This is a genomic window from Pedobacter sp. B4419, from assembly GCF_059693725.1.
Genome location: NZ_JCASSL010000001.1, coordinates 1,678,955 through 1,705,016 on the forward strand (window position 1 = coordinate 1,678,955; position 26,062 = coordinate 1,705,016).

30 protein-coding genes are annotated in these 26,062 nt (G+C 40.5%); 11 read left to right on the forward strand and 19 right to left on the reverse strand.

Translation table 11 applies throughout. The annotated features are described in order from the left end of the window. Positions 1-4: 4 nt before the first annotated feature. The gene (locus tag AC570H_RS06830; RefSeq protein ID WP_497353039.1) at positions 5-892 is read right to left on the reverse strand and encodes an aminoglycoside 6-adenylyltransferase; all 888 of its coding nucleotides are present in this window, start codon (positions 890-892) and stop codon (positions 5-7) included. 58 nt (positions 893-950) lie between these two features. Here AC570H_RS06830 and AC570H_RS06835 point away from each other — a divergent pair, with 58 nt between their 5' ends. Continuing rightward, a complete protein-coding gene (locus AC570H_RS06835; protein ID WP_497353041.1) occupies positions 951-2,027 on the forward strand; it encodes a serine hydrolase domain-containing protein in 1,077 nt (358 codons plus the stop codon). A gap of 53 nt (positions 2,028-2,080) precedes the next feature. After that, positions 2,081-2,464 carry a hypothetical protein gene (locus AC570H_RS06840; protein WP_497353043.1) on the forward strand — a complete coding sequence of 128 codons (384 nt, stop codon included), beginning with the start codon at positions 2,081-2,083 and terminating at the stop codon, positions 2,462-2,464. Positions 2,465-2,548: 84 nt separating this feature from the next. Here AC570H_RS06840 and AC570H_RS06845 read toward each other — a convergent pair whose 3' ends face one another. Both AC570H_RS06845 and AC570H_RS06850 read right to left on the reverse strand, forming a co-directional pair. Continuing rightward, positions 2,549-3,352 (reverse strand): helix-turn-helix domain-containing protein, encoded by an 804-nt coding sequence (locus tag AC570H_RS06845; protein WP_497353045.1) that lies wholly within the window; start codon positions 3,350-3,352, stop codon positions 2,549-2,551. Positions 3,353-3,433: 81 nt separating this feature from the next. Beyond that, positions 3,434-4,456, reverse strand: a complete 1,023-nt coding sequence (locus AC570H_RS06850; protein ID WP_497353047.1) for an SDR family NAD(P)-dependent oxidoreductase — start codon at positions 4,454-4,456, stop codon at positions 3,434-3,436. Between the two features lie 177 nt (positions 4,457-4,633). On the opposite strand from AC570H_RS06850, the gene AC570H_RS06855 reads away from it, so the two are divergent. The 4 genes from AC570H_RS06855 to AC570H_RS06870 all read left to right on the forward strand — a co-directional run bounded on the left by AC570H_RS06855 (position 4,634) and on the right by AC570H_RS06870 (position 7,707). Beyond that, positions 4,634-5,215 (forward strand): TetR/AcrR family transcriptional regulator, encoded by a 582-nt coding sequence (locus AC570H_RS06855; RefSeq protein ID WP_497353049.1) that lies wholly within the window; start codon positions 4,634-4,636, stop codon positions 5,213-5,215. A gap of 49 nt (positions 5,216-5,264) precedes the next feature. Beyond that, positions 5,265-5,753 carry an acyl-CoA thioesterase gene (locus tag AC570H_RS06860; RefSeq protein ID WP_497353051.1) on the forward strand — a complete coding sequence of 163 codons (489 nt, stop codon included), beginning with the start codon at positions 5,265-5,267 and terminating at the stop codon, positions 5,751-5,753. Between the two features lie 75 nt (positions 5,754-5,828). Further along, positions 5,829-6,737 (forward strand): helix-turn-helix transcriptional regulator, encoded by a 909-nt coding sequence (locus tag AC570H_RS06865; protein ID WP_497353053.1) that lies wholly within the window; start codon positions 5,829-5,831, stop codon positions 6,735-6,737. 76 nt (positions 6,738-6,813) lie between these two features. Further along, the gene (locus AC570H_RS06870; RefSeq protein ID WP_497353055.1) at positions 6,814-7,707 is read left to right on the forward strand and encodes an alpha/beta hydrolase; all 894 of its coding nucleotides are present in this window, start codon (positions 6,814-6,816) and stop codon (positions 7,705-7,707) included. Here the strand turns inward: AC570H_RS06870 and AC570H_RS06875 are convergent. Further along, positions 7,704-9,011 (reverse strand): MBL fold metallo-hydrolase, encoded by a 1,308-nt coding sequence (locus tag AC570H_RS06875; protein ID WP_497353057.1) that lies wholly within the window; start codon positions 9,009-9,011, stop codon positions 7,704-7,706. The genes AC570H_RS06870 and AC570H_RS06875 overlap by 4 nt on opposite strands. Positions 9,012-9,238: 227 nt before the next feature. Between AC570H_RS06875 and AC570H_RS06880 the strand changes: the two genes are divergently transcribed. Genes AC570H_RS06880 through AC570H_RS06895 form a run of 4 tightly spaced genes read left to right on the forward strand, consistent with a single transcriptional unit; the run spans position 9,239 to position 11,489 of the window. After that, a complete protein-coding gene (locus tag AC570H_RS06880; protein WP_497353059.1) occupies positions 9,239-9,946 on the forward strand; it encodes a hypothetical protein in 708 nt (235 codons plus the stop codon). A gap of 12 nt (positions 9,947-9,958) precedes the next feature. Next, positions 9,959-10,201: a hypothetical protein gene (locus AC570H_RS06885; RefSeq protein WP_497353061.1), complete on the forward strand. Its 243-nt coding sequence runs from the start codon at positions 9,959-9,961 to the stop codon at positions 10,199-10,201. A 6-nt stretch (positions 10,202-10,207) separates the two neighbouring features. Next, positions 10,208-11,014 carry a hypothetical protein gene (locus AC570H_RS06890; RefSeq protein WP_497353063.1) on the forward strand — a complete coding sequence of 269 codons (807 nt, stop codon included), beginning with the start codon at positions 10,208-10,210 and terminating at the stop codon, positions 11,012-11,014. A gap of 1 nt (position 11,015) precedes the next feature. Next, positions 11,016-11,489, forward strand: a complete 474-nt coding sequence (locus AC570H_RS06895; RefSeq protein ID WP_497353065.1) for a toxin-antitoxin system YwqK family antitoxin — start codon at positions 11,016-11,018, stop codon at positions 11,487-11,489. Between the two features lie 356 nt (positions 11,490-11,845). Here AC570H_RS06895 and AC570H_RS06900 read toward each other — a convergent pair whose 3' ends face one another. From AC570H_RS06900 to AC570H_RS06970, 15 genes are all read right to left on the reverse strand, one after another. Then, positions 11,846-12,979, reverse strand: a complete 1,134-nt coding sequence (locus AC570H_RS06900; protein WP_497353067.1) for an FAD-dependent oxidoreductase — start codon at positions 12,977-12,979, stop codon at positions 11,846-11,848. 25 nt (positions 12,980-13,004) lie between these two features. Continuing rightward, positions 13,005-13,760 carry a helix-turn-helix domain-containing protein gene (locus AC570H_RS06905; protein WP_497353069.1) on the reverse strand — a complete coding sequence of 252 codons (756 nt, stop codon included), beginning with the start codon at positions 13,758-13,760 and terminating at the stop codon, positions 13,005-13,007. A 1-nt stretch (position 13,761) separates the two neighbouring features. Then, positions 13,762-14,313 (reverse strand): DNA-3-methyladenine glycosylase I, encoded by a 552-nt coding sequence (locus AC570H_RS06910; protein WP_497353071.1) that lies wholly within the window; start codon positions 14,311-14,313, stop codon positions 13,762-13,764. 56 nt (positions 14,314-14,369) lie between these two features. Then, a complete protein-coding gene (locus tag AC570H_RS06915) occupies positions 14,370-15,332 on the reverse strand; it encodes a hypothetical protein (protein ID WP_497353072.1) in 963 nt (320 codons plus the stop codon). A gap of 7 nt (positions 15,333-15,339) precedes the next feature. After that, complete coding sequence (locus AC570H_RS06920) at positions 15,340-16,443, reverse strand: toxic anion resistance protein (RefSeq protein ID WP_497353074.1); 1,104 nt, start codon at positions 16,441-16,443, stop codon at positions 15,340-15,342. Between the two features lie 24 nt (positions 16,444-16,467). Beyond that, positions 16,468-17,082, reverse strand: a complete 615-nt coding sequence (locus AC570H_RS06925) for a TerD family protein (protein ID WP_497353076.1) — start codon at positions 17,080-17,082, stop codon at positions 16,468-16,470. A 54-nt stretch (positions 17,083-17,136) separates the two neighbouring features. Then, a complete protein-coding gene (locus AC570H_RS06930) occupies positions 17,137-17,691 on the reverse strand; it encodes a TerD family protein (protein ID WP_497353078.1) in 555 nt (184 codons plus the stop codon). A gap of 3 nt (positions 17,692-17,694) precedes the next feature. Continuing rightward, entirely contained in the window at positions 17,695-18,531 is an 837-nt protein-coding gene (locus AC570H_RS06935) for a phosphoribosyltransferase family protein (protein ID WP_497353080.1), read from the reverse strand. After that, positions 18,528-19,223, reverse strand: a complete 696-nt coding sequence (locus AC570H_RS06940; protein WP_497353082.1) for an HAD family hydrolase — start codon at positions 19,221-19,223, stop codon at positions 18,528-18,530. Before AC570H_RS06940 ends, AC570H_RS06935 begins: the two co-directional genes overlap by 4 nt. Before the next feature lie 107 nt (positions 19,224-19,330). After that, positions 19,331-20,149: a TerC family protein gene (locus AC570H_RS06945; RefSeq protein WP_497353084.1), complete on the reverse strand. Its 819-nt coding sequence runs from the start codon at positions 20,147-20,149 to the stop codon at positions 19,331-19,333. Positions 20,150-20,288: 139 nt separating this feature from the next. Beyond that, entirely contained in the window at positions 20,289-20,810 is a 522-nt protein-coding gene (locus tag AC570H_RS06950; protein ID WP_497353086.1) for a hypothetical protein, read from the reverse strand. A gap of 523 nt (positions 20,811-21,333) precedes the next feature. Then, a complete protein-coding gene (locus AC570H_RS06955) occupies positions 21,334-22,095 on the reverse strand; it encodes an SDR family NAD(P)-dependent oxidoreductase (RefSeq protein WP_497353088.1) in 762 nt (253 codons plus the stop codon). A gap of 93 nt (positions 22,096-22,188) precedes the next feature. Then, complete coding sequence (locus AC570H_RS06960) at positions 22,189-23,112, reverse strand: helix-turn-helix domain-containing protein (RefSeq protein ID WP_497353090.1); 924 nt, start codon at positions 23,110-23,112, stop codon at positions 22,189-22,191. Positions 23,113-23,171: 59 nt separating this feature from the next. Next, positions 23,172-23,879, reverse strand: coding sequence for a LytR/AlgR family response regulator transcription factor (locus tag AC570H_RS06965; protein WP_497353092.1), 708 nt, complete (start codon positions 23,877-23,879; stop codon positions 23,172-23,174). Between the two features lies 1 nt (position 23,880). After that, positions 23,881-24,948, reverse strand: a complete 1,068-nt coding sequence (locus AC570H_RS06970; RefSeq protein WP_497353094.1) for a sensor histidine kinase — start codon at positions 24,946-24,948, stop codon at positions 23,881-23,883. A gap of 181 nt (positions 24,949-25,129) precedes the next feature. Between AC570H_RS06970 and AC570H_RS06975 the strand changes: the two genes are divergently transcribed. Then, positions 25,130-26,035, forward strand: coding sequence for an alpha/beta fold hydrolase (locus AC570H_RS06975; protein WP_497353096.1), 906 nt, complete (start codon positions 25,130-25,132; stop codon positions 26,033-26,035). Positions 26,036-26,062 lie beyond the last annotated feature (27 nt).

The following is a 26,062-nucleotide window of genomic DNA, read 5'->3' on the forward strand; positions in this document are numbered from 1 at the left end:
TTACCTAATAAATCCGTTTAGCGTCCTTAGGCAGCTGTTGAACATGTTGCAAATAGGCTTCCACCCGTTGATGTTCGGCTAAGGGATAGCTAAATTGGAGCTGCTTGGCAATTGCTTCTCCGGTTTTACGAAAAAGATTGAGACTGATGAAGATTGCTTCCCAGGTTTCATCAATATTGGCTGATCGGTAAGTTGAAAGAAACTCATCATAAATTTCAGGCTCCAAATACTGCTGATAAAACTTTCCATGCTTACCAGGATTTACAGCAAAATTGAATCGGCAACCGATATGCCAATCGAGCAATTGCATTAATGCCGGTTGAATAACCGTATAGAACAACTGTTTGGCGTGTGAAATCTGTTCGCGCCAAATGCTTTTGGCCAAGCCTGCATTGGTATACAAAAATTCATTGCAACAATCGTTAAAGGCCCTATTTGAAGGTTGGCTTACCCAATAAGATTGATCGCTGGCTGGTGGCAAATTTGCAAGGCTAGCCACCCCATCCTTATCAAGCAGCAATTTGCAAAGACTGTCATCAAGGAAATAAGCTAGTTTTTCAATGGGAACCAATAACAAATCAATCCTATTGCCATCCTTAAACTGCATCAGGTAAGAAAATGCACCATTCAATTCTGGCGAAGGCGGATAAAGCTCCATATCTTCAGGCAACTGCAGGATCATCCGTTCTCCAAAAACATCTATCCAACTAGCATCACTGAGGAAAGGCGAAAGGCTGTTCACTACATAAATGATGTCATAATCCTGAAAAATGTCTTTCGCTACATTTGGGTTAGACCGCGAGCCATCTTGAAGTACTGCACGAATACGGGTATCTCCCATCGCCACATCCATAATTAATCGCATCATTTGTTCTTCGTTCCTGCTTACCATACTAGCAACCTTATTGTCTTTTTAGCTTTTGGAAAATACTTTATCTTTAACTCAAGTTATGAAAAAAAATCTCTTTTCTTGTGTTTTATGCCTGTTCTGTTGCTTAAATAGCTATGCAAGACAGCAAGATTCTTTATTGGTCCAGCTTAAAGATGCCATTTCAAAAAAAACTTATCCCAATATCCACAGCATACTGATTGCCAAAGACAAGCAATTGGTATATGAACAGTACTTTAATGGCTTTAAACCAGATTCCTTGCATGATTCCCGTTCTTCGTTCAAGTCGGTTACGAGTTTGTTGGTTGGAATAGCCATAGACAAGGGCTTCATCAAAAGTGTAAATCAAAAAATCTATGAGTTTTTCCCAGGATACCCCTTCCTGAAAACGGATCCGCTCAAAAAACTCATTACGATTAAAAACCTGCTCGAGATGAAAGCAGGCTTCGACTGTGAAGAATTTAATGATACCAAAGATTGCGAAGACGGGATGAGCCTAAGCAAAAACTGGGTGAAATATGCCTTAGCCCTACCCATGAAAGACAAACCTGGAGAAGTATGGGCATATACCTCTATAGATCCAATGATTTTAAGTGGCATAATCCGCAAAGCGACAGGAATGTCTGTAATGGATTTCGCACGCAAAAACCTGTTTGGGCCACTTGGCATTTCTAAATACAAATGGACAGTAGATCCAAGTGGCAATGGCATGACGGCAGGTTCGTTCTATTTCAGGCCTTTAGACATGCTCAAACTGGGGCAGCTGGTCAAAGACAAAGGCCTTTGGCAAGGCAAGCAGCTAATTTCAAAAAATTGGATAACCCAATCTACAGCATGTGACATTCCCATTCCTGATTTTTCGTTTATGGAATCGAGCAGAAGCAACATAGCCCAGCCACAACCAGCTTATTATGGCTATTATTGGTACAAGGAAACGATCAAAACAAAAAATATAAATGAAAAACTGCTCTTCGCCTCAGGCAATGGCGGACAATATATTTTTGTGGTAGAAAGCTTGAACCTAACAGTAGTTTTCACCCAAGGCAATTATGGATCTTTCAGAGCCAAACAGGCTTTCGAAATTTTAGGCAAGTATATTTTGCCCGCATTTAAGTCCAGTATCGGAAAGAATAATTGAATTGATTTTTTCTTATATTTAAGCAACACATCAGAATAAGGAAACCAATCATTATGAAAAGAACCATGCCCATTTGCCTGTTGGCTATTGGCTTAGTTATGTTATTAGCTAACTGTACAAACAAAATAACCGATCAGAAAGAGAAGAGAACTAAAGACGGCCCAACTATCGAAATTGGAGCAGTATTGCCCGATATTGGCCAAACTCGAAATGATACGGTGAGCATTACGCTAGGCCCCAGTGCCCAGTATTATTTTATTGATCTTGGCCTAAAGCAAAGTGCCCAAAACATCGAAGTGATCAAAAAAGCCAACAAATTAACTATTCCGGTACGTGCAAAGGTGTTTAAAGACAATCCTCAAGAAATTGCCGAAATCTATGCTGCGACCGCTGCCGAAATCGAACGCTTTCAGCAAGCTAGACTCAAGGGCAATTAACAGTTTATGGTTTACAGTTAATCACCTACTATGGCCTATAAACCATGGACTATTAACTATTGACTATTAACCATTAACTAGTAACTAATTAACAAAGGTAGGCGGATAACCAAACTGTTTTTTAAAGGCATAAGAGAAATGAGAAAAATTCTCAAAGCCTACTTCCAAATAAACATCATTGGGTTTACGGTGTTTCTCGGCAATTTGATAATGAGCCAACTGAAGTCTTTTTTCCGTGAGCCATTTTTGTGGCGTGGTTTGATAGGTCTTCTGAAAATCCCTCCTAAATGTAGCCAAACTTCGTCCGGTGAGCTGGCCAAAGCGATCTAACGTCAGGTTGAACATGTAATTCCGTTCCATAAAATCACTGAGGTTAATTTTGCCTGGTTCATCAAAATCGGCCAGCAAAGCATCAATATCTTTATCTATAGAACGCAAAATGCTAATGGCTTCTTCTATTTTAATCGCTGCAATGTTTGCAGGTAAACCATCCGTTAAATCGAAATACGGGATCAATGAAGCCATACAGCTTGCCAACAAGGGATGTTTTTTAAACCTATACACCTTTTGCGAAGCCTGAAAATGTTTAATCGCTTTGTTTTTGGCATAGAAATCCTTTAAACTTTCTTTCGTAAGGTGCATGGCTACCGATTGATGAGGCTTGCCATCTTTTGGATAATTGATTACGGTGGCCAGTAGGTTGCGCGGAATTAAAAAGATGGTACCGGCACTGAAAATATCAGTAGTGTTGGCCTGAATAATTTTCGTCTCGCCTGTAATCAGCCATACCAGGATATGGTGCTCAAACATCACCTCTGTTTTAAAAAGCTTGCCATTAAATTCGGCTAGCTTGATATGGGGCGTTATGTATTTGGTTTCGAATTCCATTGATCAATGTCTAAAGCTACAAAAATAAAACAAGCCGAATTCTTCCTTCGGCCTGTAACTATTGGAGCAATTGTGAATAGTTTAGTTAACCGGAAAGGAGATTCCCGTCATTTCCTCGCTCGATGTCCATAGTTTTTGGGCATTTGTGGCGTCAACGGCATAGGGCTTCACTCCTCTCAAAGAGGAAGGATCGCCATAGTTATGGTCAATATTTCCCTCGTCCAACTCAGCTATGTCTGCATTTTCACAGTACACGCCGCCCAGCCCATTCAGCTGTGTACTGGTAGCACACCAAACCGATGTTGCGGCACCTTGTGATACATTTTTGAGCGTAGCCTCTACTTCTGGTTTCAGGTTTCCGTTTTCATCGTGCGTGCCCATTTGCTGAAATAGTTCCATCGGTGCTACCCTGCCCAAATCGGTCCCGTTTACAGAACCTGGATGAAGTGAAAAAGCCCTTACGCCAAATGCTTTCGCTCGATGGTCCAATTCGACTGCAAAGAGGTTATTAGCTGTTTTCGACTGGCCGTATCCCTGCAAGGTCTCATATTCACGGTTGATGAAATTAGGATCATCAAAGTTAAAAGGCGCCATTTGATGCCCGTAAGAAGATACGTTAACCACGCGTGCACCATTCGCTTTTTTTAAGGCAGGCCAAAGCTTTGCGGTTAATTGAAAATGTCCCAAATGGTTGGTGGCCAATTGCGATTCGTAGCCTCTCGCATCGCGTTGCAATGGCACCCACATAATGCCGGCATTGTTGATCAATAAGTGTAGCTCGTCATGATTGGCCAAAAACTTTTCGGCAAAGGCATTGATCGATTCGGTATCCATCAAATCCATTTTTTCGATGCTCACGTTGCTTAAGTCTTGCAGGTTGTTTGAGGCTTTCTGAATATCACGAGCGGGAACAATCACCTTCGCTCCTGCACTTACAAAAGCTTTAACTGTTGCTAGGCCGATACCCGCATAGCCACCGGTAACGATAGCCGTTTTACCGCTAAGGTCAATTCCTTTCATCACGTCGTTAACTGTAGATGTGGCATTGAAACCTGAATTGATGGGCTGTTGTAAAGCACCATTGTAATTATCTGTTGTTTTCATTTCCTTAAATTTTGATCTAGACAAATGTAGCGGGCAAATGAAGGAACACGTTTTGTTTAAAACGTCAAATCACTTTGTTTAAAACGTCAATCTTCAAGAAAACGTAAAATATTTTACTGATGAGCAGATACCGATTGGTATTTGAGTTATATTTGTTTCGTTAATCCATAGCTAAAGATGAATACAGCCGATTTTATACTGGACAAAGTTGCCCCTGTTTTTAATAAGCAAGGTTACATCGGCACCAGTTTGGCGGCTATTACCAAAGCTACAGGACTTACTAAAGGTGCCATTTATTGTAATTTTGAAAATAAAGAGGACCTGGCCTTAAAGGCATTTGAACTCAATATCAAAACAGCAATTGTTCCGCTTTTTAGGCTGATTGCCAAAACAACGGGCAATATCAATAAGCTTTATGCAATCACGTCTTACCAGCGTAATTATTACAGTTTGGTAAAACCCATAGGTGGTTGCCCCATGCTAAGGGTGGGCGTTGATACCAAGTATATCAATCCTTTGCTTTTTAATACGGCTCAGGCCTTGTCTAAACAAATGTTGGATGGCTTGATCAAAATCTTTTCAGACGGACAATCAGCACAAGAGATCAAATCGGATATTGACGCCTTGGCCTATGCCAAAACCACCTTCTCCTTAATAGAAGGCAGTTCGCTCCTCTCCTTTACGCATAATGACGAAACTTACATTACACATGCCATGGACTTTATAGACTCAGAAATAATCGCCAGAATAAAGAATTAAATTTTTTTTAACCCTCACATACCGATCGGTATGTACTCAAATTTCAAACATGAAAAAGCTATTAAAAACGAAAACAAAGGTGAGGTTTCAAGACTGCGATCCCTTTAACCACTTGAACAATTCGAAGTACCTGGAATACTTCATCAATGCCCGTGAAGATCAAATTGCCGAAAATTATGGTTTGGATGTATTCGAACACCTAAAAACTACTGGGCTCAGCTGGGTGGTATTGTCCAACCAAATCAATTACATCAGACCAGCATATACCATGGAAACCGTAGTAATTGCATCTCAATTGATCCAGTATACAGATAAAATCCTCTTGGTAGAACTTACGATGTGGAACGAAGCCGAGACCGAGCTAAAGGCTATACTTTGGATCAAATTCATTCATTTTAACGCCCAAGAAAAGAAAATGGCTAGACACTCACCTGAATTGATGACCTTGTTCGAAGCTATTGTTTCTCCTGTAGCGCAAAATGTTTTTGAAGACCGGGCAACAGCCATCGTTAGGCAAACAAGAATACCTGCTGCATAAGCATTTCATTTAGAATTTATGGTCAACCGTTGAAAGCCTTATTAATTTATGAGGCTTTTGCCTTAAATTGCAGGCATGTATTTTACCAGCCTGCCCGATCATAGTCAACCTGGATTTGATGAAGAGCTGCATTTTAGCCAGTTTAAAAAGCGCAACATCATTTTCAATGCCTTGAGCAGCAATAGCGCCTGCGATGATCATGTGGGTTGCCTTTCGCTTAAAACCGTACTCAACGGTGAAGAATGGTATGGAATTAACCGTAATCAAATAGCTGTTAGGCCAGGTCAATTCCTGCTTTTAAACAACGATCAGAACTATTCGTGCAGGATCGATCATCCTGAAAAAGTAAAATGCCAATCTATCTTTTTTAAAAAGGAGTTTGCCGCAACAGTCTTTTACGATGCATTGAACAAAGAAGATAATTTATTGGATAACCCATTTGAAGAAAAGTCATTAGAATTCTTTCAGACCTTAAATAACATCAATCCAAAGCTACAGCTCCAATTGTCGGGCCTGATACAAGCATTAGATCAAACGGGCTATCAAGCCACAATGGTTGATGAAAGGCTTGTTTTTATATTGTTAAATCTCATCAAAAATCATCAAACAGAAGTAAGACGATCCAAAAAAATCGATGCTGTAAAAGCAAGTACAAAGGCTGAGCTTTACAAACGCCTGTGTACAGCAAAAGACCTGCTCCATTCTTTGTATATGGACAATCCTGATCTCAACACGATTAGTACGGCTTCTTGCTTGTCTGTTTCTCAATTAGTACGACAGTTTAAAACTGTTTTTCAGCTCACTCCCCATCAATACCTGATCCAAATCAAACTCGAAAAAGCAACAGAACTGCTTCGTCATAGCCAATTGAGCGTTAACGAAATTACCTGGAGCTGCGGTTTCGAAAACACCAGTGCTTTTTGCAGGGCTTTTAAAACCAGATACGGCATCCAGCCACTCTACTTCAGGAACCTGAAAAATTAGGCATTTTTGCACATTTTATTGTTTTGCCATCTGCTACTTTTGGGCGAATTCTATTTGTTCATTAAACTCCTTGCCCTTGAAAAAGCTTATTTTCTGTTGTGTCTTATTCTATTCTTTTACTTGTGCAATGGCGCAGGACAAGATCATACCGCTTTATGAAAAAGCAATACCCAATTCGAAAAAGACGCCTGCGAACTATGTAGAAGAAACCGATACCTCTGGTTTGATCAGAAAGGTGAGCATCCCTACCTTAACAGCCTATTTTCCAAAAGGAAAAGCCACAGGAACTGCAGTAATTATTGCACCTGGTGGTGGCTATTTTGTTTTGGCTCCCGAAACTGCAGTAGAAGTAGCTAAGGCATTTAACGCCATTGGCATTACGGCCTTCGTTCTTAAATATCGTTTGCCAAGCGATGAAATTATGGTGAACAGATCGATTGGTCCTTTACAAGATGCGCAGTCTGCCGTTAAATTGCTAAGGGAACGGGCAAAGAAATGGAACATCAATCCGAGCAAAATTGGCTTGGTAGGACTTTCGGCTGGTGGCCATTTAATGTCAACCGAGGGAACGCAGCTGGATCGAGTGGTGATCGAAAACAAGGAACAAACCAGCCTTCGTCCAGATTTTATGGTTTTGCTTTATCCGGTAATTATTTTTGATCCGAACATCCCAAGGACACGCGAAAACCTGATTGGCAAAACGCCTAGTCAAGAACTGCTCAAGCTTTACAGTACCGATCAATCTGTAACCGCAAATACACCCCCTACGTTTTTGGTGCATGCGGTTGATGATGATGTGATCCCTGTGAAGAACAGTTTAGCTTTCTTTAACGCTTTGCTCAGCGCCAAAGTAAAAGCCGAAATGCACGTGCTGCAATCTGGTGGTCACGGTTTTGGATTAAGCGACCTTAATAGCAAAGAAAAGTGGTTCGACCTATGCAAAAGCTGGTTGACCGAGAACGGGTTTTAATGCAGCATTTGATCAAACAAATCTTTGGTAATGTTCGATAAACCATGATGTCCGATTATCCTTTTGTAGCTTAGCTTCTTTTTAGTCAGAAAATCGTTAAACTCTCGCGATACCTGTATTGCAGGTGTTAGTGTTGCATCTTCTGGTATGGCCAAAAGATCCGATTCATAAATAATCGAATGCTGTGGCAGGAATAAAAAAGACAAACCTGCTACATGACTGTTTTTTACTTCGAATAACTCAATCTTATGATGTTGGTCACTAATTGTTTTTTGTCCATTAAAAAATAGAAATTGGGCCTTAACACCATTTAAAAATGCATTAATGGGTTTTTCCATGGGTTTTGTACAGACAATAGTTGCCCCTGCTTCTACCATTTTCTTGATCCCTGCAATATGATCTTTATGGAAATGAGAAACATGCAGGTATTTAATTGGCTTTCCTGGCAGCATTTGATGAACCACGGCTAAAATGGAATCGGCAATTTCTTCTGAAACGGGCGCTTCTGTAAGTACAATATAGTCTTCCATGTTGATGAAAAGGATGTTTCTATCATCATCTACTTTTTCGATTAAGAACACATCTTTTGCAATCTCTTTTACTTCAATTTTTTTCTTGGCTAACGCTTGTGGTTTGTAGGTTTTGGGCAAGGCAAAAATGGAGTCCGCCAGTAGTATATTTACCGAAAAACCAGCTAATTCATCAGAAATAACCTGGCCATTACTTAAAACCTGCTTTACTCTTTTAGGAATAAAACAACCCTCCATATTTTCATATTGATCAAAATACAAGGTGTTGATATTGCTTCCTTCCGCATCAACATACTTGCTAAGCAACTTTGTTTTTGCATTTAGCCACAGTTCTTGATAGCCGGATTTTAGCTTGGCGTAAACAACAACGTTTTGCTTAACAAACTTTATTCTTAGCTTATCTTCATGTTCCAGCATCTCTTTGATGAGGTAATATGGAAAATAAGAAAGTAAGGCCTGCTCATTTGGTTGGTACTGATCCTTTCCAAAATCAAAAAGTATTTTGCCTGTTCTTGCCCTATTTACATCGTATTCATAATAATTGGAATCAATACCTATTCCAATAAAATCGAAGACATAGCCCCCAGGGTAATTCCGAATGCCATGGTCATGAAAACGGCCCTTACTCCTATCAAAATAGAATTCAATGCTTTCTTTTTCTTCTTTTGGATGGTCAAAAGAATAGCTTTGCCAAGGGTTGTAATTATGTCTATTTGCACGGTAATGGAAGGTATTTATTGCCGACCAATTGCCATTTGCAACGAGTGATTGCATGAGGAATTCTTTAGGTTTTTGGGCTTTTAAAAATCCTGGGCATAGTAATAAAAAGAATACAAGATATTTCATGTATACAATGTGAACTTTTGAATTTGTTTAGGATGTGCATAAATGACAAATTTTTAAAAGATATTTCCGCTTCGCAGAAAGTAAATTATTTCTCTTAACGAAACATTTTGGAATAGTTTTAGTTAGTCCTATTGTAACCAGATTAAACTAGGATAATGAGAACCACGCTCTTGGCAGTTTTGCTTTTGTTTGCATTGAATTGTATAGGACAAACCATTCCCTCAACTGCCTTAAATGTGGCCAGTTTTTGTCCTAAAAACTGGAAAATAATTGTGCAAGACAAAGGCGATCTCAATAAAGACGGCCTAACCGATGTAGCGCTCATCATCGAAAACACAGACCCAAAAAATTTCATTAAAAACGACAGCTTTGGTACGCAAAAGCTCAACACCAATCCGCGTTGGCTGTTAGTCCTTTTTAAAAACGCAAATGGCTACCAACTGGCTGGGCTCAATAAAACGCTGGTGCCGAGCGAAGGAGATTCTGTATCTACCTGTTTGGCCGATCCGCTGGAGGAAACAGAAAAACGGCTGATTGAAAAGGGTTTATTAAAATTGTCCTTCCATTATTGGCTCAGCTGTGGCAGCTATGAAGTAAACGATCACAATTATACTTTCCGTTATCAAAATGGCCAGTTTGAACTGATAGGCCTTGACCATTCAACTTTTAGCCGATCTACCGGCGAGATGTTTGATACCAGTATCAATTTCTCTACAGGCAAGCGCAGCGATACCAGCGGAGGCAATATGTTTAAGCCAGAGGCAGATAAGCCTAAAACTACCTGGAGCACCATTAAAAGCAAATCAACACGTCCATTGGCACAGATAAGCGATAGAGATTACATGGATCTTAGTAAACTATAAACTCAACAAACAATGGAAAAGAAAACATTAAACATCATTTATGGCATTATCTGGGTAGCTCTTTTTGGAGTTTTGGCCTATTACATTTATTCGGGCAAATTATTTGAACCAGATGCCAACGGAAAAATCAATATCGTAGCCATTGGTATTGCTTGGATTGTAGAATATATAGGCCAGATTGGTACCGCAATTCTAGTTTTGGCCATCGGTTTGGTTATTGGCGGAATTGTTGCCTTTAGAAAAGACAGGCCTTAACATCAAATGAAGAAACCCTTTTTTGTTTATTTTGTTATCTTGACCTTAGTAGCTTGCCAATCGGCACAGAAAGATCGTTCAAAGATCGATACTGTAGCAAAACAGGCTAAGGTTGAGGATTGCAGCAAGTATGAGCATGCCTTAGATCGACTAATGGAATTGCCTGAAGTGAAGAAGCAAGATCGTTTCCTTGATTCGCTAACCCGCCACCAACACGGTGTAAGCTTTATTGATTACGACCAAGGCAAAACGCCAGGCCTTTCCTATTATGAAATACATGTAGGCTATTCTTCAGAGATAAGGTTCGAGAATTACTTCACCTTTCGCGTCAATAAAAAAGACTGCAACATTCAGGTTGATGATCCTTTATTAGGCCTGATACCGCTAGCCCAATGGCAAAAGCAACGTAATAAAGAAGATCATAAACAGAGCGACTGCAATTGCTTTGAAGAGCAATCTTATGATCAAGACAGCTTTATTGGCAAAATAAGCGCTATTAAGGCAAGTGCAACTGATACGGTAGTGCTGGTGCAATGTGCTTCTTTTGCCATCATGTCTGTGAGCGATACTGAAGGTAAAAACGAAGACGAAAGCACAAAGCTCGACTGTATTTCTAAAGCTACCCGACCTTACAAACTAAGTAAAAAAGCGGTTTACAATAGCAATATTGCCTTAGATCAGCCTAAAAAGGAGCCTAAAGAATTATTTTACAACAGTATTAAAAACAAGGACGCTGTTTATTTTGAGTTGAAGCTCAACGCCCAAAAGGAAATTATAGCTATCGGCAGGTTTTATGTACCAAATGAGAAATAAGATGAGCCTAAAGACGAGCCTGCTTTTTGTGTTTTGCCTGTATACCTTATTTGCCAGTGCGCAAAGCGATAGCCTTTATTTCAAAAATGGGAGCTTAAAAAGTATTGTATCCAAGCATCAGGAAGTTACGCGTGTAGTTTCTTTTTTCGAACAGCACAAAAAGATCAAAGCTGTAGAGCATTTTGGAAATTTTAATGGCTGTGGCATAGCTGTAGGCATTGATACTTTGTACGTCCAAACTGGGCAAATCACAAAAACCATCAGTTACCAGCACCAACAAACTGAGCCAAAAGGCTGCCATGGCACTTTTACGCTAGCCAAGCACGTGAGCTATTATCCAAATGGAAAAATACAAAGCATTGGCTATTACAAATCGTATTATGAGGCCAGCCCCATTGCTTGCGGCATCTGGCAATGGTTTGGTCCCAATGGAAAAGTAACACGAAGTAAAAATATGGGAAGCACCAAGCCTTAAAATTTCCTCCCCCTGCCCCCTCCAAAGGGGGACAAATTTATTCATAAAAAAAATTCGTCATCACGGTCTTAATTTAAACTTAGATACTTAAAACACGTTAGCTTGTTATGAAGCGTAGTGCTGGTGCTGCAATTAAAGACTGTCCGGCTTTCCGCCATATCTTTTTTGCAGGCAGAAGCAAAAAAAGATGTCGCTTCAATCCGGGCTATTTAAGTTGAGGCGGTGCAAATTAACATAGCAGTATAAGCAGTTGTTCCTCGTTTCCTCCCCCTGCCCCCTTCAAAAGGGGAAAAAATTTATTCATAAATAAAATTCGTCATCACGGATCAAATCTAGGATGACGAATTGCATCATCGTTAATGCCCTGCAAACATTTCCATCATATTTTTTAGTCCATCAACAGAGTGCATTGATTCGGTTTGCTCTAAAGTATCTTTAGCGGTAATGCTTGCTCTTTGGCGCATTTCTTTTTCGTAATTGGCGATTGCCTCTTCAATTGTGGCGTATTTGGCAAAGCATTCGCTGAGCTCGAGTGCATCGAGCATGGCCATATTTACGCCTTCACCAGCAAAGGGAGGCATCACATGTGCCGCATCACCCATCATGGTCAAATTAGGCAAGGCTTCCCAAGTTTGATCTAAAGGCATACAGTACTGTGGTCGGGCCATAAAAGGCAGGCTCGCATTTTCGAAAAGCTCCAGCCATGCTTCGTCCCAGCCAGAAAAAGTACTTTTAAACCATTGGATTAGTTGTGCCTTGTCTGAAAAATCAATTCCGCCGGCAGACCAACTTTCATCAGTTTTGCTCCCGGTATAAAAAACCAAGCTGCCATCGCCTTTTGAGCTTACGATTAACGTTTTGCCGCCTTCAAGCGCAAAAATCTTTCCCCCATTAAGCAATTGATGCATATTGGGTGCATTTACCACCGAATTGTACACCACTCCTTCCAGCATGGTAATGCCAGAATAAAAAGCCTTGATTGGTGTAATGAACGGCCTGATTTTAGAATTGGCACCATCTGCCGCAACCACGATAGCTGCAGTTGCCGAAGTACCGTTCGCAAATTCGATGATCCATGAATTGCCATGAGGGGTTAAAGCTTTAAATTGGCTATCCCATACCACGGTATCAGGTTTTAAGGATTCCAATAGGATTTTTCTTAGAGGTCCACGATCAATCTCAGGTCTGGTTTCTTCGCTATCATCATCACCTTCGTCGTGCAGAATTTTTGCAGTATGGTCTACAATACGCATTTTACCTGCGCCAGGTCTGTAGTTGGCTTTAAAGGCCTCCATCAGCCCTGCCTTTTCCAGTGCCTTTAAGCCCGAATCTTCGTGCAGGTCGAGCGTAGCGCCTTGTACGCGGACATCTTTATTGATGTCTCTTTCATACACTTTTACATTTGCGCCCTGTAGTTGCAGCAGCCTAGCTAAGGTTAGTCCTGCCGGACCGCCCCCAACAATGGCTATATTTTTTTGAGTATCTAACATTGCTTTTGAAATTTGTTAGACAAAATTATTTCTTTGGCAAGGTCGAAAATTGAATAAATCGGTCGTTTTTGTTTTTGTTGAGTGCTTTGGGTGCTACACCGGCATATTTTTTCACCTCTCTAATGAAATGCGCCTGATCGGAAAAATTCTGCTCCGGGAAAAACTTTCCCTCCTTAATCTGTGGAAACGAGGCACGAAACCTCAAAATATTGCAATAACTTTTTAAGGAAATTCCAAACCATTGGTTAAAATAGCGGTTAATCTGCCTGCTGGTCCAATGTACCCTATCGGCCATTTCATTCACGCTCAGCGCTCCGTTGTGGCTATAAATCAAATCGAACAATTGTAGTTTCCGCTGATCGAGTTCTTTCGGAACCAACTCTTTAAGCCTTACTGAAACCCGATGGCAAAAATCGTCAAAATCCCTGATCTCGTCGGGAATTATACCCAAGAAATCATTAGGCAACAAGCTGCCGCTATTCAAAAAGGGTGCTACCGAATATTGCAACAAGTATTCGACGGCAAGCAATTTAAAACTTACCGAAAATAGCTTTGTCCGTGGCAGAATGGTGGTATTTGAAGGTTCGGTTTCTAAGCCCAACAACACCACATGAAAGGGTTCTGGTTCAGATTTGGAAAAGAAAAGATCAACCCTGCCATCGGGCACAATGGTGATTGTCTGTTCTTCGTTGGTATCATTGCACAACAGCCAAAAACTTTCCACCCAATGTGCCAATTCTCCATCGGGCTTTTGGTTTTGATATGTAATGCCATTGATCAATTTAGCTTCCCTGCAGCCATTTGGGCTTGCTCTTCAATATTTCCTGTTGTATTTTGCAGTTTTGATCGTGGGCGCCAGCCAGGTAGCCAATACTCATCAAAAATTCGTTTACAATTTCGCCACCGGTAAATTTGAAGGTCTTTTTAAAGAGCTTTACCCATTCTTCCTTGGTTTTGGGATGATGGTGTTCGAGCCATTTTTCAAATGAACCATACTCTTTTTGTAAAGACAGGATAGTTTTGGCATTCTCTATCGCGGCATTTACCTTTAAGCGGTTACGGATAATGCCAGGATCGGCCAACAGCCTTTCCCTATCGGCTTCGGTATAGGCTGCCACTTTTTTGATATCGAAATTGCTGTAGGCTTTTTTAAAGCTTGCTTCTTTTTTGAGAATGGTTTCCCAACTTAAGCCTGCCTGATTGATTTCGAGTACCAAACGGGCAAACAATTCATTGTCGTCATGTATGGGAAAGCCATAATGGTTATCGTGGTAATTCTTGTGGAGCGCCTTTCTATCGGCAACCATGGTTTCGATGGCAGTACAATACGACATATATTTTTGATTAAGCTGTAATGAATCAAAAATAGAAAAACGAAGTTGATTTGCGATTAAAAAAGATCGGTTTTAAGCATCGTTTTTAAAATATTCGATTGCACATCAAAATTATTGAGGTGGTTGAGAAAATTGATGTCGGATATTTTAAGATAGCTGTCTTCCAGCAAGTGAATCACTTCGGCCGGAATGGCTTGTTTGAGAATGGCCGCGTTGCTGGCTAGCTTATCGTTCCTATATTCCAGTTCTTGCACAATACGTTCCTTCTCAGAAAGGTTATTAGATTGATCTAGGCCATCTAAAATGCTCAAATCGCAGAAAAGGAAGAGGTTCCTGCTTGGGAAAAAGATAAAATGTTTGTCAATGGCTGATATTTTATAGATCTCGATTACCATTTCGCCAGATTTTAGCCCCATAAAGAACTCGCTCCTAAATTCATATTTGCACAAGCTGCCCATGAGTTTTTTCTCAATGGTTGCGCTCATATTGGTATATACTTGCTTGTTCTGGTAATCGATCAGTTTGGCCAATTGTTCGGTGCTCAGATCGAAATAGAAATCGTTGGCATATTTTGAGCTAAAGGCATTGATGTTTTTAGGAAAGGGGAAATCGCTTGTTAAACCCGAAAGCACCTCGTAAAGCTTCCTTAAAGCATTGTTTACCTTCAGAGCCTGTCTTTGCTTATCAATATTAAAATTGGCTTTGTTGATCGCAGCATTGGCCATCCGGCTGATGAGTTCTTCGTTGAGGTGGATCTCATCATAAATAAGCGAAACGTTTTTTTCGTTGCTCTTTTTGATTTTTTTGAGCAGTTCGATCACGCTCGCCGTAAACTGTAAATGGAAAAGATCGAGTTTTTCTAGCTCCAGGTCTTCGTTTCCAGCAAACAACTGATGGATAACCTGGGTCCTTAAATATATTTTATAGATAATTTCTTCATCAAAAAATGCAGAGAGCAACTGTAAACGGCTGATCTCTGCATTTGATTGCTTTAAAATATTTAAGCGGTATTCATCCATGGTTCAATTAACTCACCCTCGTCACGTTCTTTTTCAGCTCTTCTTCCAAGGTTTTCAATTCAGTATCCAATACCCTTCTGCTGGCTGCACCAGCTTCGTGGATCTGTTTTACTTCGTTTAAGGTATCAATCAATGATGAGGTAGTTGCCTTTAGCGTTTCCAAAGAAACAACGGTTTTTTCGTTTTCTTTGGCCACATCGATACTGTTCTGTTTTAGCATTTCTGCGTTTTTCTGCAAAATGGTATTGGTGGTATCAGAAATCTTTTTCTGCATTTCTACGTTTGCTTTCTGCCTTTGTAGGGCAACGGCAATGGTCAGCTGGTTTTTCCAAACCGGAATGGTCGTAGAAATGATCGACTGTGCTTTTTCGGCAATAGAAGTATTGTTGTTTTGCACTACGCGGATTTGTGCCAGAGACTGTAGCATAATGAAACGCACGATTTTCATATCGGCCAAGCGTTTATCCAATCTGCTGATGAAATCGCGTAAATCGGCAATCTCATAATCTTGGTAATCTGCCGGACGACCTTCCATTTCGGCCAGTTTCACGCTCAGTTCGTTGTATTTCAGTTGCCCTGAAATAATGAGCTCTTCCATTTGGTGGATGTAACCCACATTGCTGTCGAACATGGTTTGTAGCGCCGTATTGTCCTTAATGGAGTTCAATCTTCCCGCTTTGATCTTATTGGTGATTTTATCGATATTGTTCACCACTACATCGTATTTCTGGAACATCTTCTTCACATCAACTACCAGTTTTTTCAGGAAAGGTATTTTAGACAAGAAGCTTTTGAAACCGCCTTGTTCCAATTCAGAAACATCGATGTAGTTCAATTCGGTTAACAGCTCGTTGATCAAGCCGCCAACTTCGCCACTGTTATAGGTTCTTACCGAGGTTAGAAATTCATTACTGTATTTCTCCATCGAGTTTTGAGCCTCGCTGCCATAGTTCAGGATGGAGTTGACATCAGAAGGCTCAATAGCCTTGCCTATCTCCTTGTACTTGGCGGCGTCTTCGGTCGAGATATTTTCTAGGTTAACATTGCCCTCTTTATCCAGCTTAACTGCGGGAAGGGTTTCGGTAACGGTAACGCTTGGGTTGGTTTCCATGGTTGGGTTGATTAAGACAAAGGTCTATAAATAATTTTGGGTAACGGTTTTAACGGTATCTTCCAGTTTCCTGTCTTTTGTAGGCTCGCCGATGGCATTAAATTTCCATTCGCCGTTCTTTTTGTAGAAAACGCCCATCACCATAGAAACATGGCCTGCAAAGCTGGCATCATTGGCAATATCGTATTTTGCAAACACCTCGTTTACTCTTTTTGGGGTTCCTTCGTAAATGCGGATAGAAGCAAAAGGAATGGTACCAAAATCGTGGCCCCTAAAACTGTTCAATACAAAAGCTACATAATCAACTTTTGGATCAAGCTGCGAGAAATCCAAAGTGATTACCTCATTATCCAAGCCGTCATCGCCACCCATATCTCCAGTTAAATCATCGCCGCTGTGTTTGATAGAACCATCTTTAGACCTGAGGTTTCCAAAATAAACCACTTCGGTTAATTGTTTGCCTTCATTGTAAAGGGCACAGCTGCCATCCAAATCTACTGCTTCTTTGGTTTTGCCAAAGCCAAACATGCCTTTTTTCTCAATTGCGCCCCAGTTAATGCCTACACAAATATTCTGTAGTTTGCTTCCGTTGCTTTTTTCAAGACTGATACGTTGGCCTTTTTGAAGATTTATTGCCATAATTACTCGTTTTTTTGTTTTTAAATTGAATTCGTGCTTTCGCCTACCTCTGGCTTATTGATATTTGTTTAAATAATCTTGTAAGCCACCTTTCATACCTACGCCAACGGCTTCAAATTTCCATTTGCCTTCGCGTTTGTAGATGCGGCCAAACTCTACTGCAGTTTCGATTGAAAAATCTTCTTCCAATTCATATTTTAGCAATACTTCGTTGGTTACCGTATCAAAAATACGCACAAAAGAATTTCTCACCTGACCAAAGTTCTGTCTTCTGTTTTCGGCATCATGAATGGTTACTACGATACAGATTTCGTTCACTTTGGAATCGATTTTTGTTAAATCAACCTTAACCTGCTCATCGTCGCCGGCACCATCGCCAGTCAGGTTATCGCCGGTATGTTCTACTGCCCCATCTGGAGAAACCAGGTTGTTGTAAAAAACGAAGTTTTCGTCTGAGATCAGCTTTTTCTGATCGTTCATTATAAATATAGAAGCATCCAAGTCAAAAGCAGAACCAGTAGATGAGTTGTTGGTATCCCAGCCTAAGCCTACGGTAAATTTAGGGGCGTCGATATTTTCTCTTTGCCCTTTTTGCAAATTAATAGCCATATGTTAAATCAATTTATAATTGTTGTTTTTAATGTAATTCTTTATCAAATCCAAGTTTTGGGCATAGGCTTCGATGGTATGGTAGCCGTTGCCGAGCGAAAGATCGTAAAGTTTATGGATAAAATCATGCGATCGCTGCTCTAAAAAGATAGAAAAGCTGTCGTGATCGGCATTAAGGATATACTTTACAATCCTGGTATTGAAGCAAAAGTTGCCATTCTCTATAATTTCGCCCAAATCAAAGATAGATTTTACCTTGTGATAGTTTAAGAAATTTTCGATACTGGGGTGAATATTCTTGTTGATGAGCTCGGCAAAATACAACATGTGGATTTCGTTATCCAAACCATATTCCTTCGCCATTTTTAAAATCATTCTTTCGTGGCTGCCCGTAATCCTGATGTCGTCCAAAAACAACAAGGTTTTGCCAGCCAAAAATGCCTTATCGATATGAAAGGAATCATTGCCGATCAAGTTGAGCCGTTCTTCGGCACTCAGTTCGCCATAATCTTCCTTATAGGTAATGGTCCTGTGCACCTTTGTCTCTTGTACAGGCATGCCACCATTATCAACCAGCCAACGGTTAAGGTGGCTTACAAAATGGTTTTTCATGGCATAGGTTGCCGTAGGGATAAAGCTATAAGGGCTCGATATCACCACAATCTGATCGGCGATCAGGTTATCCGTTAGGTAATACTTGATAAAGCCATGGGCCAAATCCCGGCCAAAAGCCTGTGCCACCAGGTCATCGCCAAACTTAAAGCGGCTGTAATCATCCGGGTCAAAGCCAAAATGCTTGGCATTGTCTATTTGATGTAGCGAAAAATTGTAAGGGATCATGAAAGTAAATGTGAAATAGATAGGTGATTTGAATTGATGATCAGGCTATGGATACCTACTTTTTGGGCACCATGTGCATCTGCCAATGGATTATCGCCAACATGGATCACATCGGCCAATGCAAATTCTGGATGTTTGTTTCGATCTATTTGATTGAGCATAAGTTCAAAAAAACCGCTGTTTGGTTTAGACATCCGTACTTCGTCTGAATACAACTGAAAATCCATAAACTCGTCTATGCCCAATTGGTTCAATACTTTTCTTAATGTTTTTCCTTTAATAAACCCCGTATTGCTCAGGATGTTTGCAGAACTTTGCTGTTTATTTTTCAATGTGGATAATACGTCCAAACAGTCTTCGCAATAGATGATGGGCATATGCGTAAACACCAGTTCTTCCATCTCTGTGTAAAGCTGTTCGAGGTCTATTTCATTGAAATTAAAGCTATAGTTGTTGAGCATGCTGATGGCCATGAGGTACATCTCATCGGCATCTACATTTTTGCCGGCCTTCTCGTTAATGGCGTTGACCATTAGATCAACCTGCCTAAAAACAATGCCCACTTCTTCGATGCTCTTGTTCAAAGGATTGTATTTCTCATAAAAATACCGGGTCCTTTCTTGCTTAAACATTGGATTGGATTTAATCAACGTTAACCACAAGTCGAACGAATAATGTTTGTAAAAAGCCATCGTAGATATGTTTTTCCAGTATTTGATGCAAACGATCCCCTAATATTACAATTTTAGCCGTAAAAATTGCAATAGTGCAAGGGATAATTTACAATAAGCGCCTGTCCTTAGGATTTGTCGAGCACGTCTTCTGCCTTATCAGCTACCTGGATATCGGCTTTTCTCTTTTTCGGGTAGTTGAACAAGAGCGAAGAAAGTACGGGCAATATAAATATGGCTACAGTAAAGATCGACACAAAAAGATCGGTCTTTTCTCCTTCTATTATATGGGAGATCGGCGAATCGGGCACGAAATGCGTAAAAATAGACGAAGTAAGTTTAATGCCTAATACAGCGATAACAATAAAGGCGATCGACTCTAAAAAGGTAAACTTCTCCATCAGCTTTACAAAAGCCTGCGCTACAAAGCGCATGGCCAATATGCCGATAAATACACCAATATAAATGAGCCAAATATGGTCTGTAAAAGCTACAGCAGCGAATACATTATCGATAGAAAAGGCCAAATCCATTACTTCTACCAAAGCCACGGTAGCCCAGAAATTACCCATTAAACCTACTGTAGATCGGTAAATCCAGCTTTTGTTTTTGTCTACTTGCTCTTCTTCGTCTTCTTTGTTCTTGGCACTTTTCTTTCTGAAATAATCAATAGCCAACCACAAAAGGTAAAGTCCGCCCAAAGGTTTTAACCACCAGATGGTAACCAGCCAAGCGGCCAGAAACAAACAGATGCCCCTAAACACATAAGCGCCTATGATACCATATTTTAAGGCTTTTTCTCTTTGGTTCTTCGGAAGGTCCATTACCATGGTGGCCAATACGGCGGCATTGTCAACAGACAACAAACTTTCGATTACAATAAGGTTGAGGATGATAAGGAGGCCGGCTTGAATATCGTCGCCTAAGATGGTGTGTAAAAAATCCATAGGAGCGCTTAGCGCATTTTAAGGTTAAAATTTGATTTATCTGGATAGCAAAGAAACAAAAAAATATAATTTCTACGCATGCTATTCATCATTTTATAATTATTGGGTACACATACCTCGAATCTGTTACAGCGCTGGTTTAAGAATTGTTAATAATGAGCTTAGCCGTCCGCTCTAGTTCGGCTACCGATGATTTTTCGGTGAGTTTGTTCAGTTTGATCCGTAATAGTTTGTTGCCTTTTCTGGCAATCACCATACAGAAGTTTTCATTATCGCTGTGAAAGTAGGCTTCATCGCCAAAATCATCCAGTATTTTTAATCCGGCCATTTGTCGGTTGCTTTCCAATATGCCCCGATAGATTTTGGTGGCATCGGCTTCGTTATCATAAGCATCAAATTGATAGTAGAGACCGATTTGCCTGTTGGTTTTTGCATCAGGCTGCAAGGCTGTATAAGTACATTTGTAACTCATCAGCGCTGGCTTTTTCTCGGCACTGGTTTGCGTAAGCTTAGCACTTTGCCCTATTATTTTTTCGGCGGTGACTTTGTTGATGCAAGCACTTTCTGCTGCAGGCTTGGCCGACGAGGTTTGAGACTGGCTTTTTTGCTTGCAAGAGGTTAAGCCCAGTGCCAGGAGAAAAAGGAGATGCATTACTTTCATAAGTGCTTGTTAAAGCAATCAATTTACCTAAAAAAGAAAAGCCTTCAAAATTAATTGAAGGCTTATGTGTTATCTGATCTTAGTAGTTTTTGATTTGCAATCCATTCTTTGTTCGCCTCCTAGCCGGCGGGGCTAGTCCTTTCTCCTTGATGAGAAAGTGACCAAAGAATCAAGGCTTCAAAGCTTTGTCGCAAATCCTAAACCTCCGCATTTACAGCGCAAGGCCAAGCCGTGTGATCGGTAATGCTTATTTAGTGATGCTACAGCACTTCTGCGCCCTTGCTTGGTTTTAGCAAATGTAAGGAGGTGCTACGCTTTGGTTTGCCTTTGCCTTCAAAGCTTTGGAGGCCGTATAACGAATAAAAAAAGCCTTCAAAATTAATTGAAGGCTTATATGCTATCCTGATCTTAGTAGCTTTTGATTTGCAATCCATCCTTTGTTCGCCTCCTAGCCGGCGGGATTACCATTATTAACTGACAACTAGCAACTAACAACTGATAACTAGTAATTGACAACTCCCCCCTAGAGCATCATTCCTCCAGATACTTCAATACGCTGTCCATTGATCCACCTGCCTTCTTCAGTACAAAGGAAAGCAACCACGCCACCGATATCCTCAGGTTGGCCTACCCTGCCCAATGCAGTTACACTGGCCACGCCTTTATTTACCACTGCGTTATCTCTCACTGCACCGCCACCAAAATCAGTTGCGATGGCACCCGGAGCCACTACGTTTACAGCAATACCACGACTACCCAATTCTTTCGCCATATACCTGCTCAAAGTTTCGATAGCGCCTTTCATTGAACCATAGGCGGCTTTGCCAGGGAAGCTGAAACGAGCCAATCCGCTAGAAATATTAATGATCCGCCCACCGTCGTTTAACAAAGGCAGGGCTTTTTGGCTCAAAAAGAAAACGCCTTTAAAGTGAATGTTCATCAATTCATCAAAAACTTCTTCTGTAGTAGTTTCGAAAGACTGGTCTGCGCCGATACCGGCATTGTTTACTAAAAAATCAAATTTGTCAGTGTTGAATTTTTCTTTCAGTGCCACTTTAACCTGTGCATAAAATTCGTTAAAGCTCTTCGAATCTCCTACGTTCAGCTTTAGCGCTACTGCCTTTTGGCCTAATCCTTCAATTTCTTTTACTACTTCTTGTGCTTCTTCTTGCTTGCTATTGTAGGTAAGAATTACATTTATTCCTTTTTTGGCTAGGTTAAGCACCATATTTTTTCCTAGTCCGCGGCTACCGCCAGTTACTAGTGCAATTTTGTTTTGTTCCATTTCTTTTTAATTATTTAATGATCCAAAATTAGGACCAAATTAGCTGCCCTTGTTTGCGAACATCAATCCATTGTTTGCAAAAATCAAATCTACTTAAGACCTGAACTTTAACGGAGACATGTCTGTTTGTTTTTTAAAGAAGTTGGAAAAATGGGCTACTTCTTCAAATCCCAAGCTATAGGAAATCTCAGAAACGTTCCATTCTGTTTGTTTGAGCAGTATTTTGGCTTCCTGCACCAAGCGCCTGCCGATCAGTTCGGAAGTGGTTTGACCTGTATGCTCTTTGAGTACTTTATTGAGGTGGTTTACATGGATAGCCAGGCGATCGGCATAATCTTTTGGTGTACGCAACTTGAGCATTTGCTGGGGAGATTCGATGGGAAATTGACGCTCCAACAATTCAACAAACAACGACGAAACCCTTGCCGAAGCGCTGTGTGCCGGATAAAGTGCGGTAGCAGGTTGCAATTTTTGTCCGTAGTGGATCAATTCGATGACGTAGTTGCGCAACAGGTCGTATTTAAAGGCATAATCTGACGACAACTCCTTATGCATCTTTTCAAATATAGCTTTGATCTCCAGCGCACTTTCATCACTCACTTCAAATACCGGATAACCGCCCACTTTAAAAATAGGAAGTTCATCCAATTGAACACCACTTTTACTAGGCGCCAAAAATTCGGAAGTAAAAATGCAGAAATGGCCCGCTTGGTTATCATCCTGTGGCAACCAATGGTAAGGAATTTTAGGCGTAGCAAACAACAAAGCATTCTGTTCCACATCAATCACCTTATCGGCGTACTCAGCCCTGTTGCGTCCGTTAATTAAGCTGATTTTATAATATGCCCGCCTGTTATAAGGCATAAATGCTTTTTCCTGTCGCTTTTTAAAGAGTTCGTTGGTGTTAAACACATTGAAATGGCCAATTTCCTTATTGATCCCTTCCGGCAATAGGGCCATCAGGTCTTTATTGCTTCCACGGCCTATCTGTTGATAAAAATCTGCTAGCGAATCCATTTTGCTTTTTGTAAAAATCAAATTTACACAATCAAACCGAATTCAAAAAATAGAGCTAGCTATAAAATGTTCTTATGAAATATGGCGTCTACCCTTTCCTTATAGCTCGAACTGATGGGGATGTAAGACTGATCGGGCAGCAAAAGGTTATCGTTTCTTAAAAACTTAATCTGCGATACCGCTACGATATACGATTTATGGGTTCGCACAAATTGTCCCTCTGGCAAAAGCGCCTCTAATTTAGCCAAGGTGATCAATGCGGTAAATTGTTCGTCTTTGGTCACTATTTTCATATAATCCTTACTGGCTTTGATGTAAATAATGGCAGAAAGCTCTATTTTGCAATTACCCTTGTTCTTTTCCCTAATTATGAGCTGTTGATTTATTGCATGATTAGATTCTGGACGAGCAGGATTGAGCACTTCCTGTACTTTTTGAATAGCCTGCCTGAACCTAGCCAACGAGAATGGCTTTAACAGATAATCCATCACTCCCAATTCAAACCCTTCTAAGGCATGTTCGCTATAAGCCGTGGTAAAAATCACCTTTGGTGGCTTCGACAAGGTTTTTAAAAAAGTAAGCCCATTAACCAACGGCATTTCTATGTCTAAGAAGATAAGATCGATTGCCTGTTGTTCCAGCTTGGCAAAAGCCTCTAATGCGTTGCGACAAGTGGCTACCAGCATCAGCCCAGGCGTTGAGGTGATGTATTCTTCTAAAATCTGTTGGGCAATCAGTTCATCGTCAACAATAAGGCATCGGATCATTTCAATTGGTTTTTAGGGTAAGATTTACCGTAAATATATTACTGTTGTGGGCAATTTCAAGCAGGTGCTTATTCGGATAATAGAGTTCTAATCGCTGTTTGGCATTAGACAAGCCTACACCACCATATTTGTCTTCGCTAGTAAACTGTTTCATTACATCGTTGCTAAGGTTAAACACAAGTTCGTTGCCATTGGCACGAAGATAGCCTTTGATAAACCCCTTATCCTGTACCCTGGCAGCGCCATGTTTAAAGCTATTTTCTAAAAACTGGATAAAAAGCATGGGGGCAATTTTAAGGTTGCTATCCAAATCCCTAAATTCAAAATCGATACTCGCATTCGGGTACCTCATTTTCTCCATTTCCAAATAGTTTTGAAGGAATTCTACATCCTTTTGCAACTCTACCTTATCGTGTTTGCAATCGTAAAGTACATAACGCATCATATCAGACAAACGCAAAATCATATCTGGCGCTTCCTTTCTTTTCATCATGCTCATGCCATAAATGCTATTGAGGGTATTGAACAAGAAATGTGGTTGCAACTGTACCTTAAGTGCTTCCATTTGCAATTTAAGGTTATGATTTTCTATTTGGTATTGGTTGGCGATGCTATCAAAGGCAAAACGTGTAAAAAACAAAGAAAGACAAGCCAAAATATCGGTAAATAAGGTGTTTGGATCCCAGCCACCTATGCTATGCATGCGCGCCGAAGCAATTTCGTACATTTTTTGATAAAATGGATTTAAAGCAGCATCCAGATTAAGCTGATAGCTAATAAACGTAACCACGAAATTGCTGAACTTGCCTACTAGGGCAAAATAGGCAATCAAAGCCAACAAAAACCAGGCATATCTCTTCTTCTTTAATAAGGCTGGAGCTATCCACCGGTAAAACGGCACAATGTAAACAGTCATCAGCAAGGCAAAAAACATTAGTTGCAGGTGCGGAAAAGGATTGGCCGAATGATGGCTCACAACAGTTTGGTCAAGAAAATAGCTGTACTTATAGAGGCAAACGTACAACAACCAAAGGAGTAGCTCGTAAACAAGGGCAAAGCGATTTTTCATGTTACAAGTTTATCTAAATAAATACTAGTTTCTGTTAGACTCATCGACGAATTCGCTTTTTGATCGACGAAATTTACTATGCTTAAATTACGTCGAAAACAGCCATGATTACATCGATAGCCTATTGCTTGGAGTTTTAATAAGCCAGTACTTTGTTCAGAATTAAAACCAAACCTTCCTCATGAAACGTTATTTTCTAATCATTTGCAGTTTATTTTTTATGCTGGCCAGTCAAGCGCAACAATTGGACTCTGTTGCTTTTAATGGTGGCTATTTATTTTATCATCTTTATGGAAAAGGAAAACCGGTGATCATTTTAACTGGCGGACCTGGCATCTCCTATCAGCAACAGGAAGAAGTGGCTGTACATGTTGGACAATCATACCAGGCCATTTTGGTAGAGCAACGCGGTACCGGCCGATCGATGCCCAAAACGCTGGATAAGGAAAGCATCAACATGGAACAGGCTGCCAATGACCTTAATCTCATCCTAGACCATCTTCACCTGAAAGAAGCTGCCATTTACGGACATAGTTACGGCAGTTTCTTGGCCATGTATTATGGCACTAAATATCCCCATCGCGTTAGCCAGTTGATTTTAACCGGCCCTGCTCCTTTTAATTACCTTAGCGATCAAATGGCAACCTATGGCGACAATAAAGAAGCCAGGTTTGGCCTGATGGACATGAAAGCCTTGAATGAACTTGATGAAAAAGCCGGAAAAGGCATTCTGACCAAAGAAGATTCAGTTCTTTTTAGGAAGCTGAACAACAGCACCATTTTGTACGATAAAATGAAATTCGACCCCGTTTTTGCCCGAGTGGCTACAGGGAAAATCAATACCAAAACCATGGTTCTGATGAGCACTTCCTTTAGCAAACTAGATTTGACCGACGCTATAAAAAAGTTTAAAAAGCCAATTACCATTATTTGTGGCAAACAAGATCCTTTGGCTTTTATGGCCTATGAATATCAATTGCTCAAACCCACTGCCAAGTTACATTGGATAGCGAGGGCCGGCCACTTTGCCATGTTTGAGCAGGAAGGGCCTTTTTACAAAGCCTTATTCGAAACACTCCAAAAATAACCAAAAAGCCCCGTCTAAAACGGGGCT